The sequence below is a fragment of the Tsuneonella sp. HG222 genome, from assembly GCF_053819185.1.
Map to the genome: position 1 here is coordinate 383,121 of NZ_JBSOQZ010000002.1, position 16,512 is coordinate 399,632.

Here is a 16,512-nt window from a genome sequence, read left to right on the forward strand (position 1 = left end):
ATGATCCTCGGCGTGGTCCTCGCAGGCGGTCTGTCCACCCGCTTCGGCAGCGACAAGGCACTGGCCGAACTGGCCGGGCGCACGCTGCTGGCGCGCGCGGTCGACGGCCTGGCGGGCTTTTGCGAGCACGTGATCATCGCCGGGCGCGACCACGGCCCCGCGCCGTGCATCCCCGACTGGCCGCGCGCCGGGATGGGTCCGCTCGCCGGGATCGCCGCCGGGCTGCACCATGCGGACGACGAGGGCTATGCTACCGTCCTGACCTGCGGCGTCGACAGCGCCGACCTGCCCGAAGACCTGCTCGACCTGCTCAGCCCGGCCCCCGCCTTTCTCGCCGACCAGCCGGTCGTCGGGCACTGGCCGCGGGGAGCCGTAGGCGAGATCGAACGTATCCTCGAGAGCGGCGAGCGGCATTCGATGCTGCACTTCGCCGAGGCGATCGGAGCACGCCCGGTGAAAACCGCGCACGAACCTGCTAACATCAACACACCGGCGGATCTCGCCGCCGCGGAGAAGCGCCATGGGTTATGAACGGCAAGAAGATTTCGGCACGCCGAAGTCGCTGAGCGAGGAAGCGGTCACGCTGACCATCGACGGGCGCGAGGTCACCGTCCCGGCGGGCACCAGCGTGATGCGCGCCGCAGCCGAGATCGGCGGGTCGATCCCCAAGCTGTGCGCGACCGACAACGTGAAGGCCTTCGGCTCGTGCCGCCTGTGCCTGGTCGAGATCGAGGGCGCGCGCGGCACGCCCGCAAGCTGCACCACTCCGGTCATGCCGGGCATGAAGGTGAAGACCCAGACGCCGCGGCTCGACAAGCTGCGCAAGGGCGTGATGGAGCTGTACATCTCCGACCACCCGCTCGACTGCCTGACCTGCAGCGCGAACAACGACTGCGAGTTGCAGGACCAGGCCGCGGCCGTGGGCCTCCGCGACGTGCGCTACGGTTACGAGGGCGACAACCACCTGGCGCTGTCGACCGACCACTCGAACCCCTATTTCGACTTCGACCCCAGCAAGTGCATCGTCTGCAGCCGCTGCGTGCGCGCCTGCGACGAGGTGCAGGGCACCTTCGCGCTGACGATCGACGGGCGCGGCTTCGCCAGCAAGGTTTCGGCCGGCCAGGCGGACGACGATTTCCTGTCCAGCGAATGCGTCAGCTGCGGCGCCTGCGTGCAGGCCTGCCCCACCGCCACGCTGCAGGAAAAGAGCGTCAAGGCGATCGGCAAGCCGGAACGGGCCGTGGTCACCACCTGCGCCTATTGCGGGGTCGGCTGCACTTTCCGCGCCGAGATGCGCGGCGAACAGCTGGTGCGCATGGTGCCGTGGAAGGACGGCAAGGCCAACCGCGGGCATTCCTGCGTCAAGGGCCGCTTCGCCTATGGCTACGCCAACCACCAGGACCGAATCACGAGCCCGATGATCCGCGAGAGGATCACCGATCCGTGGCGCGAGGTCTCGTGGGACGAGGCGTTGGCCTTTTCCGCGGGCCGGATCAACGCGATCAAGGCGGAGCACGGGCCGATGGCACTGGGCGGGATCACGTCCAGCCGCTGCACCAACGAGGAGACCTACCTCGTCCAGAAGCTGATCCGCGCGGTCTTCGGCTCGAACAACACCGACACCTGCGCGCGCGTCTGCCACAGCCCGACCGGCTACGGCCTGAAGACCACGTTCGGCACCAGCGCCGGCACGCAGGACTTCGATTCGGTCATGCACACCGACGTGGCGCTGATCATCGGCGCCAATCCGACCGACGGGCACCCGGTCTTCGCCAGCCGCCTCAAGCGCCGGCTGCGGCAGGGCGCCAAGCTGATCGTGGTCGACCCGCGGCGGATCGATCTCGTGCGCAGCCCCCACATCGAGGCGGCGCATCACCTGCCGCTGCAGCCCGGCACCAACGTGGCCGTGCTGACCGCGATGGCCCACGTCATCGTGACCGAGGGCCTGGCGAACATGGAGTTCATCCGCCAGCGTTGCGACGTCGAAGCGTTCGAGGACTGGGCCGCCTTCGTGTCCGACGAACGGCACAGCCCCGAAACACTGGAAGCGGTCACCCGCGTCCCCGCCGAAGACCTGCGCGCCGCTGCCCGGCTCTATGCCACCGGCGGCAACGGGGCGATCTACTACGGCCTGGGCGTGACCGAGCACTCGCAGGGTTCGAGCACGGTGATGGCGATCGCCAACCTGGCGATGGTCACCGGCAACATCGGCCGCAAGGGCGTGGGCGTGAACCCGCTGCGCGGCCAGAACAACGTGCAGGGCGCCTGCGACATGGGCAGCTTCCCGCACGAACTGCCGGGCTATCGCCACCTGTCGGACGGCGCGACGCGCGAACTGTTCGAGAAGGACTGGGGCGTCAGCCTCGATCCCAACCCGGGCCTGCGCATCAACAACATGCTCGATGCCGCGGTCGATGGCAGTTTCAAGGCGATCTACATCCAGGGCGAGGACATCCTGCAGTCCGATCCCAACACCCAGCACGTCGCCGCCGGGCTCGAGGCGATGGACTGCGTGATCGTGCACGACCTGTTCCTCAACGAAACGGCGAACTACGCGCACGTCTTCCTGCCGGGTTCGACCTTCCTCGAGAAGGACGGCACCTTCACCAATGCCGAGCGGCGCATCCAACCGGTCCGCAAGGTGATGGAACCGGCAAACGGCGGCTATTCGGACTGGGAGGTGACCCAGCTGCTCGCCAATGCGCTGGGCGCGAACTGGACCTACACCCACCCCAGCCAGATCCTGGCCGAGATCGCCCGCCTGACCGGCAGCTTCGCCGGCGTCTCGTGGGAGATGCTGCTGGAACGCGGATCGGTCCAGTGGCCGGTCAACGAGAAGTTCCCCGACGGTTCGCCCGTCATGCACATGGAAGGCTTCGTGCGCGGCAAGGGGCTGTTCGTGGTGACCGACTACGTCCCGACCGACGAGAAGACCGGGCCGCGCTTCCCGCTGCTGCTGACCACCGGGCGCATCCTGTCCCAGTACAACGTCGGCGCGCAGACGCGGCGCACGGCGAACACCGTCTGGCACCCTGAGGACATGCTGGAAATGCACCCGTCCGATGCCGAGAACCGCGGGCTGAAGGACGGCGACTGGGCCAAGCTGAACAGCCGTACCGGCGAAACGACGCTGCGCGTGACCGTGACCGACCGCGTGGCGCCGGGCGTGGTCTACACCACGTTCCACCACCCCGCGACGCAGGCCAACGTGGTGACAACCGACTATTCGGACTGGGCGACCAACTGCCCCGAATACAAGGTCACCGCGGTCCAGGTCATGCCCAGCAACGGGCCGAGCGACTGGCAGGAAACCTACGAATCCTGGTCCGAGAAGTCGCGCCGCATCCAGAGCGGCGTCGATGCCGACGGGGCGATGGAACCGGCCGAATGAGCAAGGATTACAATGCCACCCTGCGCCGCATGGCCAACCAGATCGCCCTGAACTTCACGGCGATCGGCCATGACCGCGCAGTGCTGGCGACGGCCGACCACATCGAACAGTTCTGGGACCCGCGGATGAAGGCGGCGATTTTCGCCGACGACTGGAGCCAGCTGAGCGAGACCGCCGCCGCGGCGATCGCTCACCTGGCCGAAGGCAACAAGCCCGCCTCGCAAACCCGCGCGACCGAGTTCGCCAAGCACGGCGGCATGTACAACTCCGATGCGGGGTGAGACGGTCCAGGTCGGTCCCGACGGATCGACCCGGCCCGTATCGCGCGAATGGGTGCCCGAGGTGCCCGTTGCGCTGGAGTTCAACGGCCTCAGCTACGCCGTGATGATGGCGACGCCCGCCGACCTGGAGGATTTCGCCCGTGGCTTCGCACTGACCGAAGGGCTGGCGGGCAGCGCGGCCGACCTGACGGACGTGGCGGTGGCTGAAACCGATCTGGGCTGGATCGTGCGCGCGCAGCTCGCCGGGCTGGGCATCGACAAGCTAACCGAGCGTGTCCGCACCCGCGTGGCGGAATCGAGCTGCGGACTGTGCGGAATCGAGAACCTGGAGGCGGTGGGGCGGCCGCTGCCACCGGTTGCGGCGCACGCAGAGTTGGACCCGCGCGCGATCTTCGCCGCGCTGGGCACGCTGCGCGATCACCAGCCGCTGACCCGCGCGACCGGCGCGGCCCACGCCGCTGCTTTCTGCGCACTGGAGGGCACGATCCGCACGGTGCGCGAGGATGTCGGCCGCCACAACGCGATGGACAAGCTCGTCGGCGCGCTTGCGGCGGCGGGCGAGGATCCGGCGGCAGGCTTCATCCTTTCGACCGCGCGCTGTTCGTACGAGATCGTCGAAAAGGCGGTCCGCGCGGGGGCGACGCGGCTGGTCACGGTGTCGCTGCCCACCAGCATGGCGGTCGCCCGGGCGGCGGCGGCGGGGCTGAGCCTGTGGTGCCTGGCGCGCGACGACAGCGTGCTGCGGGTCGGCCAGCCGGAATAGGCCTTCCCACGGCTCGGTACGCGCTGCTATCAGCCAATTCTTGCAATCGATTCGCAACAAGGAGCATCCCCCCATGCGCAAGACCGCCCTTTATGCCGCCGTCGCCGGCGCCGCCCTGACCCTCGCCGCCTGCTCGGGCGGAACCGAGGAAGCCCCGCCGGCCGAGGACGTGGCCGCCGATGCCGCGACCGGCGCGGCGGCTGCGACGCCTGCCGCCAGCGCCGTGCTCGATGCCAACAACGCCACGGTCGAGGAACTCGCCGCCGCCCCGGGCATGACGCCCGAGATCGCCGCCGCGGTCGTCGCCGGCCGGCCCTACGCCAACGTCACCGCCTTCAACACCAAGCTGATGGAAACGCTGACCGCCGAGCAGGCAGAAGCCGTGCGCGCGGGCGTGTTCGTGCCGATCAACCTCAACACCGCCAGCGAGGAGGAAATCCGCCTCATCCCCGGCATGACCGACAAGATGGTTCACGAGTTCGAGGAATACCGCCCCTACGCCGACATGGGCGTGTTCGACCGCGAGATCGGCAAGTACGTCGATGCCGCCGAAGTCGCGCGCCTGCGCAGCTACGTCACTCTCTGACGGGCCTGCAGCACGACCCTGACGAGCTCGATCGCGGCCAGGATCCCGATATGGATCCAGGCCGTGGTCGGCTCGAAGGCCGACAGCACCCAGTGGACGAACACCAGGATCGCCGCCGGGTAGACCAGCCGGTGCAGCGTCTTCCATGATCGCTTGAGGCGCCGGACCGAGGCATCGTTGGATGTGACCGCCAGCGGCACGAACAGCGCCAGCGCGACCCAGCCGGCCAGCAGGTAAGGCGTTGCAGCCTCGGCCCAGACGATTGCCGCATCGGCCTTGCGGACGAGATAGATCGCCGTGTGCCCGGCGGCATAGGCGAAGCTGGCCACGCCCAGATCGCGCCGCCGCAGCAGCAGCCACCGGGTCCACGGCCCCGTGCCGAACACCAGGCGGATCGGGGTGACCGCCAGCGTCGCCATCAGCAGCCAGGCCGCCCAGTCGCCGCTGTCGCCGATGATGTGGCCGTAGCCGTAGGCGTCGGGCGTTGCGAAATAGCGCCACAGCATCCACCCGCCGGGCAAGGCGAGCAGGAGCCAGAGCAGCATGCGGCCTTTCATCGGCTCAGCCGGAACACCGCGTGCTCGGCGCGCCAGTTCGCGCCGCTGCCGCCGATCTCGCGGCCGCCGGTGAAATACCAGGCATCCTCCACCTTCACGCCCATGTCGCGCAGCAGGGAGCGGAAATCCTCCACGGTGACGTGGTGGATGTTCTGCGTTTCGTACCAGCTGACGGGCAGGTGGCGGGTGACCGGCATGCGCCCGTGGCGCAGCAGCGAGACGCGCATCCGCCAGTAGGCGAAGTTGGGGAAGCTGACGAAGGCCTGCCGCCCGACGCGCAGCAACTGGCCGAGCATCCAGTCGGGCCGCGCGGCGGTCTGCAGCGTCTGGCTCAGGATCGCGACGTCGAACGCGCCGTCGGGATAATCGGCCAGGTCGCGGTCGGCATCGCCCTGGATCACCGAGAGCCCGCGGGCGACCGCGCGCTCGACCAGTTCGGGATCGATTTCCATCCCGCGCGCGTCGACCCCCTTGCCGCCCTGCAGTTCGGCCATCAGCTCGCCCTCGCCGCAGCCCACGTCGAGCACCCGCGCCCCCTGCGGCACGTGCTCGGCGATCTTGGCGAGGTCGGCGCGCAGGGTCATCAGAGGAAGCCCCTGACGACGCGGTCCAGCGCCGGGACATTGAGCAGGAAGCTGTCGTGGCCGTAGGGCGCGGAAAGCTCGACGAAGCTGACCGGCGCCGCCACCGCGTTGAGCGCGTGGACCACGTGGCGCGATTCGGTGGTCGGATAGAGCCAGTCGGTATCGAAGCTGACCAGGCAGAAGCGGGTGCCGCTGGCCGCGGCGAAGGCATCGGCCAGCCGCCCGCCGTGCTCTTCGGCGAGGTCGAAATAGTCCATCGCCCGGGTGATGTAGAGATAGGAATTGGCATCGAACCGGTCGGTGAAGCTGACGCCCTGGTGCCGCAGGTAGCTCTCGATCTGGAAGTCGGCATCGAAGCCGAAGCTCTTGGCCTCGCGGTCCTGCAGGCGGCGGCCGAACTTCTCGGTCAGCCCTGCTTCGCTCAGATAGGTGATGTGCGCCGCCATGCGCGCGACCGAGAGGCCCTTCTCCGGCCCCTTGCCCTTGCCGTAGTAATCGCCCCCGTTCCACAGCGGGTCGGCCATGACGGCCTGGCGGCCGACCTCGTGGAAGGCGATGTTCTGGGCGCTGTGCCGGGCGGTCGTGGCGATTGCGAGCACACGGCTGGCGCGTTCGGGGAAATTGGCCGCCATGCTCAGGGCCAGCATCCCGCCCATCGACCCGCCGACGACCGCGTGGAGCCGGTCGATCCCCAGCGCATCGAGCAGACCGACCTGCGCGCGCACCATGTCGCGGATCGTGATGACGGGAAAACGCATGGCCCAGGGCGCGCCGTCCTGCCCCGCGCTTGCCGGCCCGGTCGAGCCCATGCAGCCGCCGATCACGTTGGCGCAGATGACATGGAAGCGTGCCGTGTCGATCGGCTTGCCGGGGCCCACCATCCGTTCCCACCACCCCGGCTTGCCGGTCATTGGGTGGGCGCTCGCCACGTGCTGGTCGCCGGTCAGGGCGTGGAACAGCAGGATCGCGTTGCCCTTGTCGGGCGCGAGCTCGCCGTAGGTCTCGTAGGCCAGCGTCACGCCCGGCAGCGCCTGCCCGCTGTCGAGCGGCAGCGGCGCGTCCAGGGTCAGGGTCTTTCCCGCAAAGGCATTGGCAACGGGCATGGCGGCGCGAGGGATGGGGGCTGCCGCAAATGCTGTCAATCGCCGCGCTGAGACGCTATGCGCGCCGCCGTGACGGACGCCCAAGCCCCGACGACGCCGCAGATGAAGCCCTGGATCGCGGCGATCCATGCCTACGTGCCCGGCAAGTCGGCCGGGGCGGACGGGCGGCCGCTGGTGAAGCTGTCGGCGAACGAGAATCCGCTGGGCACCAGCCCCCTGGCGCTCGAGGCCCGCGCCGCGGCGGCGGGGCCGGCCGACTATCCCGATCCGGACAGTAAGGCGCTGCGCGCCGCGCTCGGCGAGCTGCACGGGATCGATCCGGCGCGCATCGTCTGTGGAACGGGGTCCGACGAGCTGCTCAACCTGGCCGCCCAGGCCTTTGCCGGCCCGGGCGACGAGGTGATGTTTCCGCGCTACTCCTTTGCCGTCTACGACATCGCCGCGCGGCGCTGCGGCGCGACGCCGGTGGAGGTGGACGACACCGATTTCGCCGCCGATGTCGACAAGCTGCTCGCTGCGTTGACCGAGCGGACGCGGTTGGTCTACCTGGCGAACCCGAACAACCCGACCGGCAGCTTCCTGCCGCGTTCGGAAGTCGCGCGCCTCCATGCCGGCCTGCCGCCGCATGTCCTGCTGGTCGACGACCAGGCTTATGCCGAATTCCTCGCGCCGGACGACGACGACGGCGGGCTGGCACTGGCCGCAACGCACGAGAACGTCCTCGTCACGCGGACCTTCTCCAAGATCTACGGCCTGGCCGGCGAGCGGGTGGGGTGGGGCACCGGCGCCCCGGCCATCGTCGCCGCGCTCAACCGGATTCGCGGCCCGTTCAACGTGACGGCGAGCGGTCAGGCCGCCGCGCTGGCGGCGCTCGGCGACCAGCCGTTCGTCACCGCGACGCGCGAGCACAACCGGCGCGAACGCGCGCGCTTCGTGGGCGAGATCGAAGCGCTGGGGAACCACGGCCTGCGGGCCTTGCCGAGCGAGGGCAACTTCGTGCTCGTCCTGTTCGAAGGGTCGGTCAGCGCCGAGGATGCGCTCGCCGCGATCGCGCAGGCGGGGTTCGCGGTGCGCCACCTGCCCGGCCAGGGCCTGCCGCAGGCGCTCAGGATCACCATCGGCACCGCCGCGCAGATGGACGCGGTGGCCGCAGCGCTACGGGAGCTGTGCCGGTGAGCTTCCAGCGCGTCGCCATTATCGGCCTCGGCCTGCTGGGCGGCTCGATCGGCCTCGCCGTGGCGGAGCATCTGCCGGGCGTTGCGACCACGGGCTACGACGCCGACCCCGCCGTGCGCCGCCGCGCGGCGGAACGCGGGCTTGTCGGCACGGTGTGCGAAACCTCGAGCGAGGCGGTCGCCGGGGCCGACCTGGTGATCCTGTGCGTGCCGGTCGGCGCCATCGGCCCTGCAGCACGCGAATTCGCCGCCGCGCTCGCCCCCGGCGCGCTGGTCAGCGATGTCGGATCGACCAAGGCCTCGATCTCCAGGGTTCTGGCGGAGGCCCTGCCCGGTCATGCGATCGTTCCGGCGCACCCGGTGGCCGGGACCGAGCACTCGGGCCCCGACGCGGGCTTCGCCAGCCTGTTCCATCGCCGCTGGTGCATTCTCACCCCGCCGGCCGGGGCCGATCCCGCGCAGGTCGAAGGGCTGGCGAAATTCTGGCGCGCGCTGGGCTCGATGGTCGAGGTGATGGATGCCGCGCACCACGATCTCGTGCTGGCGGTCACCAGCCACATCCCGCATCTCATCGCCTATACGATCGTGGGCACCGCCAGCGATCTGGAGGGCGTGACGCAGGGCGAGGTGATCAAGTACTCCGCGGGCGGCTTTCGCGACTTCACCCGCATCGCGGCCAGCGATCCGACCATGTGGCGCGACGTGTTCCTCAACAACCGCGAGGCGGTGCTCGAGATGCTCGGCCGCTTCACCGAAGACCTCACCGCCATGCAGCGCTCGATCCGCAGCGGCGACGGCGATGCGCTGTTCGACCTTTTCACCCGCACCCGCGCGATCCGCCGGTCGATCATCGAGCAGGGGCAGGACGACGCGCGGCCCGATTTCGGGCGCGGCGACCACGCGGAGTGAGCAGCTAGCTGTTCACCGCGTTGATCGCGCTGTGCACACGCTCCTCGATCTCCTCGCGCGGCAGGCCGGGCGGGATGGCCGGCATGAAACGCACGGTGATCGTACCGCGCCGCTTCCAGGTGCGGTGATAGAGCGGCCCGCTGTTGACCGCGATCGGCACCACCGGCAGGCCGAGCATCTTGTAGATGCCCGCGAAGCCCGAACGCAGCGGGGGCCGGGTGCCGTGGGGCACGCGGGTGCCTTCGGGCAGGATGGCGAGGTTGCGGCCGGTCGCGATGTGGACCTTGGCCTCGGCCATCATCTTGCGCAGGCCCTTGGCGCCCGCCTCGCGCTGGACAGCAATCCCGCCATAGGCCCTGGCCGCCGCGCCCCAGCCGGGAATGGCGAACAGTTCTTCCTTGCCGAAGGGCACGGGGTTTTCGATCAGCGTGGGCAGGTCGATCGCATCGAAGAAGCTCTCGTGCTTGACCGCGAACAGCGCCTGGCCGGGCGGCCGCTCCCCTTCGATGCGCACCTCGATGCCGAGTACGTGGACCACCAGCCAGCGGTGATAGCGCGACCAGCCGTTGGGAAAGCGGCGCAGGAAATCGCCCGGCACCAGCCAGTAGGCGACCAGTGTCGCGAGCACGAAATAGACCGAGCCGAGGTAGAACGCGGCGTAAAACAGGAGACTGCGCAGCACGCTCACCCGTTCGCCAGCCAACTTGCCAGGAGCTTGTGATATTCCAGGAACAGCATCCGCAGAGAGGGTTCGGACGGTACCGCGTCTTCCACCACGGTCACGTCTGCCGGCAGGACGGGGTCGAGTTCGGCGGCGGCGCGGCGCATGTGCCAGTCGCTGGTGACGAGGCGCAGCGAGCGGTACTTGCCCTCGCGGATCCACTGCGCCGTCTCACGCGCGTTGCCGCGGGTGTCGAGCGCCGAGAACCCGAGCTTGACGCAGCAGTCCATCTCCTGCGCGGACAGTTTGTACTCGGCGGCGAATTCGGCCGGCTTGACCTCCGCGTCGACGCCGGTGACGAGTAGCTGCTTCGCCGCGCCCCGGCGCAGCAGTTCCACGCCCCGGTCGATCCGCCCGACCCCGCCGGTCGGCACCACGATCACGTCGGTCGTCTCGCGCACCGGCGCGGGTTGCGGCAGCTGGAAGGCGAACCAGACGAAACCGGCCAGCCAGATCATCAGCAGGAAACCGGCAATCCGCCCGATCACAGCATTCTCCTCAGCGCACCCAGCACGGTAATGCGCGCCGTCAGCATGGCCAGAAAAACGCCGATAACCGGGATTGCGCCCAGCACAACCCAGTCGAAGGGCCCCAATCCCCCGCCGGCCACCATGCCCGATCCCAGCGCGGCGAACTGGCGGCCGAGGAGGAACACGGCAATCAGCCCCAGGAGCAGGCCGATGACGCCGCCGACCGCCGCGTCCATCGCGATCGAGCGCTGGAAGATGCGGGCGATCTGCTGGTCGGTCCCGCCCAGCAGATGAACGATCTCGATCGTCTCGCGATTGGAGCCGAGCGCGCTGCGCGCAGCCAGCCATACCGCCGCGGCGCTGGTGGCCGCGAGCAGCAGGACGAGGCCCATGGCGAGCCACTGCAGCGAGCTGATCGCCTGGAACACCGGGGCCAGCCAGCCGGCCTGGGCATCGACCCGTGCCGAAGGAACCGATGCGCGCAAAATGTCGGCCACCTCGGCGAGCCGCCGCCCGGTGACCGGCCCGCGCAGCCGGGCATCGATCAGGGCGGGGGTGGGGACCGCCTCGTCGCCCGATCCGGCGAGATCCCCCAACCACGGCTCGATCAATGCGTTCAGTTCGTCGTCGGGCACGCGGCGCACGTCGGCCACGTCCTCGCGGTTGGAAAGAATGGCGACCGCGATTTCGGCCTGCCGGTCGCGCTCGGCCGGCGCGGCCTCGACGACCTGCACCGTTATGCCGCCTGCGATCTCCGCCTGCGCGCTGGAGGCGAGGTTGGCGAGCGCCAGCCCGGCCGCCGCGGCGACGACCGTCAGCGCGATCATGATCGCGATCACCCAGGGCATCGGCCCGGCGAGCCGCGCCTGCTGCAGGATGCCCGACCGCTCGCCCCCGAAGCGCGGCTGGTTGCGGCGGATGATCGCGGCGGCCCCGGCCATCAGGCCTGCCCCTCGTCGAACGCGGGCTGGCGGCGCGGGGGATAGCGCAGGGCGCCGGTCGGATCGTGCAGGCGGCCCTTGTCGAGCCGCATGATCAGCGAATCCGGCACCTTCTTCAGCAAGTGGACGTCGTGGGTGGCGACGACGATCGTCGTGCCGAGGCGATTGAGCGCCTCGAACAGCCGCAGCAGCTTGAGCGCCATGTCCGGATCGACGTTGCCGGTCGGCTCGTCGGCGACCAGGATCTCGGGCCGGGCGATGACCGCGCGGGCGATGGCCACGCGCTGCTGCTCGCCGCCCGACAGGGTCGCCGGGCGGGCGTCGGCGCGGTGCGACAGCCCGACCCAGTCGAGCATGTCGGCCACCGGCTTCCTGACCTCGCTCTCGGGAATGCCCGAGACCCGCAGCGGAAGCGCCACGTTGTCGAACGAGGACAGGTGGTCGACCAGCCGGAAATCCTGAAACACCGTGCCGATCCGCCGGCGAAAGGCGGGCAGGCGGCCGCGCGGCAGGGTGATCACGTCGGTCCCGAACATGCGGATCATTCCGCGCGACGGGCGCTGCGCCAGATAGAGCAGCTTGAGCAGCGAAGTCTTGCCCGCGCCGCTCGCCCCGGTGAGGAAATAGAAGCTGCCGGGATAGAGCGTGAAGGACACGTCGCTCAGCACTTCGCGGTCGGTGCCGTAGCGCAGGCCGACGTTGTCGAACTGCACGATGCTCCCCTCCGGCTTGCTCATCGCGGCAATCCGGGCCGCGGAATGACCGAAACGGCGGGAACAGGGCTCATGCGGAAGGCGCTATAGCCTTTGATCGATGTGGAAAAAAGCCACGCCGGGGCGCTGTTCACGGCCCCGCACCTTGTTGCCTTGGCACGCGGGGGTTTAGGACGGCGTTCGGGATGATCATTTCCTGCCCAGCCTGCACGACCCGCTATGTCGTGCCCGATAGCGCCGTCGGCGTCGAGGGACGGACCGTGCGCTGCGCGAAGTGCCGGCACTCGTGGTTCCAGGACGGGCCGCCGACTGAAGTCAGGGCCAGCCCGGGCTTCGAGACGCTGGCGCCCGAACAGCCCGCTCCCCCGGCTCCCCGGTCGGCACCGGCACCGGCACCGGCATCGCCTCCACCGGCCACCACTCAGCGCGAAGAGATCGTCGAACCCCAGCCTGAGCCCGCGCCGCAGCCGGCTGCGTCGCAAACATCCGTGCCGGCCTACGAGGAGGAGCCCGCGCCGGTCTTTGACGAACCGCGCGCCGCCCGTCAGCCAATGCCACCGCCGCCGATCACGGACGACGTGTCACATTTCGACCGCGAGCCGCCTTTCCGCCCGCGGCGCAACGTGCTCAAGCTGTGGACCTATGCCGGAGTGGTCTTCGCGCTGGTGGCGGCGGGCCTCGTCGTCGCGGTCAGCTATTTCGGACTGCCCGACTGGGTCCCGGTCAGCCGCCCGACCTTCGCGCGCGGGCAGGCCGAGCTGCAGCTCGATTTCCCGCCCGACCAGCAGGAACGGCGCCAGTTGCCCAACGGAACCGAGTTTTTCGGCGCGAGCGGCACGGTGACGAACATCGGCGGCACTGCGCACGACGTTCCGCCGATCCTGATCGTGCTGCGCGATTCGCGCGACCGGATCGTGTACTCGTGGGAAGTCTATCCGCCCAAGCGCACCCTCGCGCCGGGCGAGAGCATGACGATCAACGAAGCGGTGACCGACGTACCGCGCGCGGCCAAGGTGGCCGAGATCGGCTGGAAGCCGTCCTGATCGACGGGGATGCCGCGCCGCCGGCTTGTTTCACCAGGGGACCGTTAAAGGCAATCGTTGCGCAGCAGCGCGGCAGCCACATTGATAGGCGCGAGGCGCTTGCAGGGGTGTGACCCCTTTGCTAAGGGCGCGCACCTACCCCGGAGGAGCCGGCCTTAACGGCTCCTTTTTCACGTGCGGTCGTGGCGGAACTGGTAGACGCGCAACGTTGAGGTCGTTGTGGGCGAAAGCCCGTGGAAGTTCGAGTCTTCTCGACCGCACCATGAAATTCTCAGGCAGACATGATTTCGCCTTCGGGCGCTCGGCCTGTGCCATGCGGCGCCTGCGATCCGGTCAGCCGCCGCTGGCTGCCCGCTCCACCGTTATGCTGGCCTGCAGGTCGGTCGGGCGGATGACGGGCTTGGCCGGCGCGGCGGCCACCAGTTTGACCCAGAGTGTGTCGCCGTTGCGGAACCAGGCCGTCTCCTTCGCCCGGCGCAGTGCGTCCATGCTTGCCTGTTCCCGTCCGGAGGCAGCCTCGGCAAAGCCGGGCAGGGCGAACATGACCCACGAGCCTGCGTCCATTTCGGCTAGGCTCAGGGTGACTTGCGGCCGTTCGGTCCTGACCTCGATCTCGCTTCCGGCGCGCACAGTGCTCTGGTCGCCGCTGATCCGGAATTCCTTGCCGCCGCGGACGAGCGATATGGGCGCCTGCGGAGGGCGGCGGGTGAACAGGGCGGCGCGCTGGGCTTTGACGAGCGGCGTGTCGGGCGCATTGGGGCTTAGCGAGGCGAGCAGGGCGAACCGGGCAGTGCGCGATTCGAGGTCGACCGCGGCCGGAAGCTCTCCCCTGCTGTCCGACAGGTTCAGCCGGCCGATGTCGCCCGTGCAGACCGCGGCGTTCCAGTCGGCATGGATTGCGCAGGTGCCGTCGGTGGCGACGCTGTCGTTCTCGCCGTCGTGCAGCAGCACCTGCGAGTTGGGGATGCCGGTCACCGATCCGTCGAGATCGCGGAAGGACAGCGTCCGGTAGGCATTGCCCCCGCGGTTGTCGTTGTCGAACCGGGCATCGTACTTCGGGAAATAGACCGGCTTGGCATCGACGAACCTGGCGCCGCTGATGGTGCTTCCGGTGCTGAGCCCCGCGCTCGTGAACATGAGGAACGACAGCGCGCCGGTCTTGCGCCGCGCGTTGTCCTGGAAGTTGACGAAGGTGCTGTTCACCACGTCGTCGCGGTAATCGTAGTACTCGTAGCCGCGGATGGGGAAATCCGGGATGGCGGGCTTGGGCAGGCTGCGCCCGTAGGCGATCTCCTCGGGCGTAGTGGGATTGCCGATGTTGGCGGTCTCGCCCACGACCAGCGCGTCGACCAGCCGCGAACTGAACGGCAGGCTGCCGATATCGCCCGCCGCCTGCGTCATGCCGATGGCGTTGTCGGCAAGCTTCAGGTCGCTGTACACGTAGAGATCGCCCCGGCCCCACAGGCCGCCGTTGCGGTTCTTCCAGGCGGTCAGGCTCTCGAAGTGCGTCTCCAGCACGTCGCTTTCCAGATCGTTGGGATCGGTCAGGGGCAACAGCGGGATGGAGGCCAGCCCGAAGGTGTTGTCCTGGTCGATGTGCCGGTCGATCAGGAACCCGTCGAAGTTGGAATGGGCGGTGTTGCCCCTGAATTCGCGCAGGGGTGTCCGGCGCGGCCACGTTCTGGCACTGACGTCCGTTCCGGCGAAGGCGCCATTGGGGTGCTGGGGTATCGACAGCCAGAAGCCGACCTGGTCGGACCCGGCGGCCACATTGTTCACGTAGCTGTTGTCCGGGTTGGTGATCCAGAACGATGCCACGGTGTTGTCCGACGGCAGCAGGGTATTCCCGCCGTGGAAGCTGGCCTGCCGCGCGGCCGCGGCATTGGCGTACTGCGCCGTCTTCTCGCCGTTGGCCGCCAGGTTGGTAGGCACGCAGTCCAGCGTGGGATGGCACTTGGTCTGGATCGCCAGGTTGCCGATGAAGGCGTTGCCGCGTTCGATGCCGTCTTCCATGAAGAAGCAGTGGCCCACGGTGTCGAAGGTCACGTTGTTCTCGATCCGCAGGTCGTTCGTGCCGTGGACCGTCACGCAGCGGTTGTAGGTGTCGTGGATCGCCGTGTTCCTGACGTACATTCCCCCGCCGTCGCCCAGGATATGGAAGTGGATCGGATAGCGCGCCAGCGCCAGGTGCTGGCCCATCCGGTTGAGCTCCACGCCCGAGATCTGCATCCTCGACCCCGGCATCGCCATGATGTGGCCGCCGACATAGCTCTTCGCCGCGTCCTCCGAGGCCTGGATCTTGATGTTGCGGCTGATCATGGCGACCTCGCCGCGTTCGTCTACGCCGAAAGTGATCTCGCCGAAATGCATGTATTTAAGCGGTTCGGCGAAGCTGAGCGTGTTGCCCTCGACCCGGGTGATCGTGCGCCGTTCCGCCTGCCGCGGATCGAAGTCGGTCGAGGCGAGGACGATCTCGTCGCCCGCGCGCCAGCCGGACGCGTCGAGCACCTGGATGCTGGTCGACCCCCTCTGCGCGGTCGTGGAAAGTTTCGACCAGGTATTGGTGGTGGTGCCATGCGCGCCCAGCGTTCCGCGCAGCATCATGATGCCGCGGTCGCCCATCGTGTTCACATCCTCGCCCGGCACCTTGTCGGTCAGGGTGATCGTCGCCTTGTGGCTGAATGGAGCGGCTTCGGTGCCGATCTGGATTTCGCCGCCCGGAACGTGGATCCACTCGGTGGTCAGCGCCAGGTCACGCTCGTCGACGAAGGTCAGCTTGCCCTGCACGGTCAGGCTGCGCAGGTCGGGCGGGCTGATGTCGAGCAGGACTTCGGTGCCGCGCGGGATGGTCACGGCCTCGCCGGCCGCTGGCACCTTGCCCGAAGGCCAGGCCGACGCGTCGGACCATTTGACCGTTCGCGCCGTCGCCGCCGGGGAAGGCTCCTCGATCGCGCCATGGCTATGACCCGCTCCATCCTGCGCGGCGAGGGCGGTGCCCATGGCGCACAGCAAAGGGGCGGCAGCGAGGCGCATGAGTCTGGGCAGGCGAAACTGCATGGCCGGATATCCCTCTCCGAAGACGGTCGGTCCCCGTGTGTATTCGTTATTCCCGCCAAACTATGAAACGGACGGACTTTTTTGCCAAGCGCGCGAAACGTGGAGAGACGGAGTAACCCGCAAATCCCATGTGTCGTGGAGCCGCCGCCTCCGACCGGACACCGTGCGAAACCGATATGCAGCGGTCCACCGGCGGCGCCCATTCGAGGCTGATTTTG

16 protein-coding genes and 1 tRNA gene are annotated in these 16,512 nt (G+C 68.8%); 9 read left to right on the forward strand and 8 right to left on the reverse strand.

From position 1 onward, the window contains the following. From mobA to ACWPMZ_RS13455, 5 genes are all read left to right on the forward strand, one after another. A complete protein-coding gene (gene mobA / locus ACWPMZ_RS13435; RefSeq protein WP_455704568.1) occupies positions 1-531 on the forward strand; it encodes a molybdenum cofactor guanylyltransferase in 531 nt (176 codons plus the stop codon). After that, a complete protein-coding gene (fdhF, locus tag ACWPMZ_RS13440; RefSeq protein ID WP_455704569.1) occupies positions 521-3,391 on the forward strand; it encodes a formate dehydrogenase subunit alpha in 2,871 nt (956 codons plus the stop codon). The genes mobA and fdhF overlap by 11 nt, the downstream gene beginning before the upstream one ends. Continuing rightward, positions 3,388-3,672: a formate dehydrogenase subunit delta gene (locus ACWPMZ_RS13445; protein WP_455704570.1), complete on the forward strand. Its 285-nt coding sequence runs from the start codon at positions 3,388-3,390 to the stop codon at positions 3,670-3,672. Before fdhF ends, ACWPMZ_RS13445 begins: the two co-directional genes overlap by 4 nt. Beyond that, positions 3,662-4,435 (forward strand): formate dehydrogenase accessory sulfurtransferase FdhD, encoded by a 774-nt coding sequence (gene fdhD / locus ACWPMZ_RS13450; RefSeq protein WP_455704571.1) that lies wholly within the window; start codon positions 3,662-3,664, stop codon positions 4,433-4,435. The genes ACWPMZ_RS13445 and fdhD overlap by 11 nt, the downstream gene beginning before the upstream one ends. A gap of 73 nt (positions 4,436-4,508) precedes the next feature. Continuing rightward, positions 4,509-5,021 carry a hypothetical protein gene (locus tag ACWPMZ_RS13455; protein ID WP_455704572.1) on the forward strand — a complete coding sequence of 171 codons (513 nt, stop codon included), beginning with the start codon at positions 4,509-4,511 and terminating at the stop codon, positions 5,019-5,021. On the opposite strand, the gene ACWPMZ_RS13460 is transcribed toward ACWPMZ_RS13455, so the two are convergent. From ACWPMZ_RS13460 to metX, 3 genes are read right to left on the reverse strand one after another with little or no spacing between them, the layout of a single operon-like run. Beyond that, positions 5,006-5,566 carry a sulfite oxidase heme-binding subunit YedZ gene (locus tag ACWPMZ_RS13460; protein ID WP_455704573.1) on the reverse strand — a complete coding sequence of 187 codons (561 nt, stop codon included), beginning with the start codon at positions 5,564-5,566 and terminating at the stop codon, positions 5,006-5,008. The genes ACWPMZ_RS13455 and ACWPMZ_RS13460 overlap by 16 nt on opposite strands. Positions 5,567-5,574: 8 nt before the next feature. Continuing rightward, positions 5,575-6,162, reverse strand: coding sequence for a methionine biosynthesis protein MetW (gene metW / locus ACWPMZ_RS13465; protein WP_455704574.1), 588 nt, complete (start codon positions 6,160-6,162; stop codon positions 5,575-5,577). Next, positions 6,162-7,265, reverse strand: coding sequence for a homoserine O-acetyltransferase MetX (metX, locus tag ACWPMZ_RS13470; RefSeq protein WP_455704575.1), 1,104 nt, complete (start codon positions 7,263-7,265; stop codon positions 6,162-6,164). Before metX ends, metW begins: the two co-directional genes overlap by 1 nt. 102 nt (positions 7,266-7,367) lie before the next feature. On the opposite strand from metX, the gene hisC reads away from it, so the two are divergent. Both hisC and ACWPMZ_RS13480 read left to right on the forward strand, forming a co-directional pair. Beyond that, positions 7,368-8,441 carry a histidinol-phosphate transaminase gene (gene hisC / locus ACWPMZ_RS13475; protein ID WP_455704576.1) on the forward strand — a complete coding sequence of 358 codons (1,074 nt, stop codon included), beginning with the start codon at positions 7,368-7,370 and terminating at the stop codon, positions 8,439-8,441. Next, positions 8,438-9,349, forward strand: a complete 912-nt coding sequence (locus tag ACWPMZ_RS13480; protein ID WP_455704577.1) for a prephenate/arogenate dehydrogenase family protein — start codon at positions 8,438-8,440, stop codon at positions 9,347-9,349. Before hisC ends, ACWPMZ_RS13480 begins: the two co-directional genes overlap by 4 nt. A 4-nt stretch (positions 9,350-9,353) precedes the next feature. Here ACWPMZ_RS13480 and ACWPMZ_RS13485 read toward each other — a convergent pair whose 3' ends face one another. Genes ACWPMZ_RS13485 through ftsE form a run of 4 tightly spaced genes read right to left on the reverse strand, consistent with a single transcriptional unit; the run spans position 9,354 to position 12,218 of the window. Beyond that, entirely contained in the window at positions 9,354-10,037 is a 684-nt protein-coding gene (locus ACWPMZ_RS13485; protein ID WP_455704578.1) for a lysophospholipid acyltransferase family protein, read from the reverse strand. Then, positions 10,034-10,558, reverse strand: coding sequence for a YdcF family protein (locus ACWPMZ_RS13490; protein ID WP_455704579.1), 525 nt, complete (start codon positions 10,556-10,558; stop codon positions 10,034-10,036). Before ACWPMZ_RS13490 ends, ACWPMZ_RS13485 begins: the two co-directional genes overlap by 4 nt. Next, the gene (locus ACWPMZ_RS13495) at positions 10,555-11,481 is read right to left on the reverse strand and encodes a cell division protein FtsX (RefSeq protein ID WP_455704580.1); all 927 of its coding nucleotides are present in this window, start codon (positions 11,479-11,481) and stop codon (positions 10,555-10,557) included. Before ACWPMZ_RS13495 ends, ACWPMZ_RS13490 begins: the two co-directional genes overlap by 4 nt. Continuing rightward, positions 11,481-12,218, reverse strand: a complete 738-nt coding sequence (ftsE, locus tag ACWPMZ_RS13500; RefSeq protein WP_455704581.1) for a cell division ATP-binding protein FtsE — start codon at positions 12,216-12,218, stop codon at positions 11,481-11,483. Before ftsE ends, ACWPMZ_RS13495 begins: the two co-directional genes overlap by 1 nt. Before the next feature lie 161 nt (positions 12,219-12,379). On the opposite strand from ftsE, the gene ACWPMZ_RS13505 reads away from it, so the two are divergent. After that, a complete protein-coding gene (locus ACWPMZ_RS13505; RefSeq protein ID WP_455704582.1) occupies positions 12,380-13,237 on the forward strand; it encodes a zinc-ribbon domain-containing protein in 858 nt (285 codons plus the stop codon). Between the two features lie 176 nt (positions 13,238-13,413). Further along, a tRNA-Leu gene (locus tag ACWPMZ_RS13510) sits at positions 13,414-13,500 on the forward strand. Positions 13,501-13,570: 70 nt separating this feature from the next. Here ACWPMZ_RS13510 and ACWPMZ_RS13515 read toward each other — a convergent pair. Then, entirely contained in the window at positions 13,571-16,294 is a 2,724-nt protein-coding gene (locus ACWPMZ_RS13515; RefSeq protein ID WP_455704583.1) for a G8 domain-containing protein, read from the reverse strand. Between the last annotated feature and the right edge of the window lie 218 nt (positions 16,295-16,512).

Excerpts from the sequence above, each read along its gene's own strand:
- ACWPMZ_RS13455 (WP_455704572.1), top strand. The coding sequence starts at position 4,509 with ATGCGCAAGACCGCCCTTTATGCCGCCGTCGCCGGCGCCGCCCTGACC.
- ACWPMZ_RS13505 (WP_455704582.1), top strand. The coding sequence starts at position 12,380 with ATGATCATTTCCTGCCCAGCCTGCACGACCCGCTATGTCGTGCCCGAT.
- ACWPMZ_RS13495 (WP_455704580.1), bottom strand. The coding sequence starts at position 11,481 with ATGGCCGGGGCCGCCGCGATCATCCGCCGCAACCAGCCGCGCTTCGGG.
- ACWPMZ_RS13460 (WP_455704573.1), bottom strand. The coding sequence starts at position 5,566 with ATGCTGCTCTGGCTCCTGCTCGCCTTGCCCGGCGGGTGGATGCTGTGG.
- hisC (WP_455704576.1), top strand. The coding sequence starts at position 7,368 with ATGAAGCCCTGGATCGCGGCGATCCATGCCTACGTGCCCGGCAAGTCG.
- metX (WP_455704575.1), bottom strand. The coding sequence starts at position 7,265 with ATGCCCGTTGCCAATGCCTTTGCGGGAAAGACCCTGACCCTGGACGCG.
- fdhD (WP_455704571.1), top strand. The coding sequence starts at position 3,662 with ATGCGGGGTGAGACGGTCCAGGTCGGTCCCGACGGATCGACCCGGCCC.
- mobA (WP_455704568.1), top strand. The coding sequence starts at position 1 with ATGATCCTCGGCGTGGTCCTCGCAGGCGGTCTGTCCACCCGCTTCGGC.
- ACWPMZ_RS13445 (WP_455704570.1), top strand. The coding sequence starts at position 3,388 with ATGAGCAAGGATTACAATGCCACCCTGCGCCGCATGGCCAACCAGATC.
- ACWPMZ_RS13515 (WP_455704583.1), bottom strand. The coding sequence starts at position 16,294 with ATGCAGTTTCGCCTGCCCAGACTCATGCGCCTCGCTGCCGCCCCTTTG.
- fdhF (WP_455704569.1), top strand. The coding sequence starts at position 521 with ATGGGTTATGAACGGCAAGAAGATTTCGGCACGCCGAAGTCGCTGAGC.
- ftsE (WP_455704581.1), bottom strand. The coding sequence starts at position 12,218 with ATGAGCAAGCCGGAGGGGAGCATCGTGCAGTTCGACAACGTCGGCCTG.
- metW (WP_455704574.1), bottom strand. The coding sequence starts at position 6,162 with ATGACCCTGCGCGCCGACCTCGCCAAGATCGCCGAGCACGTGCCGCAG.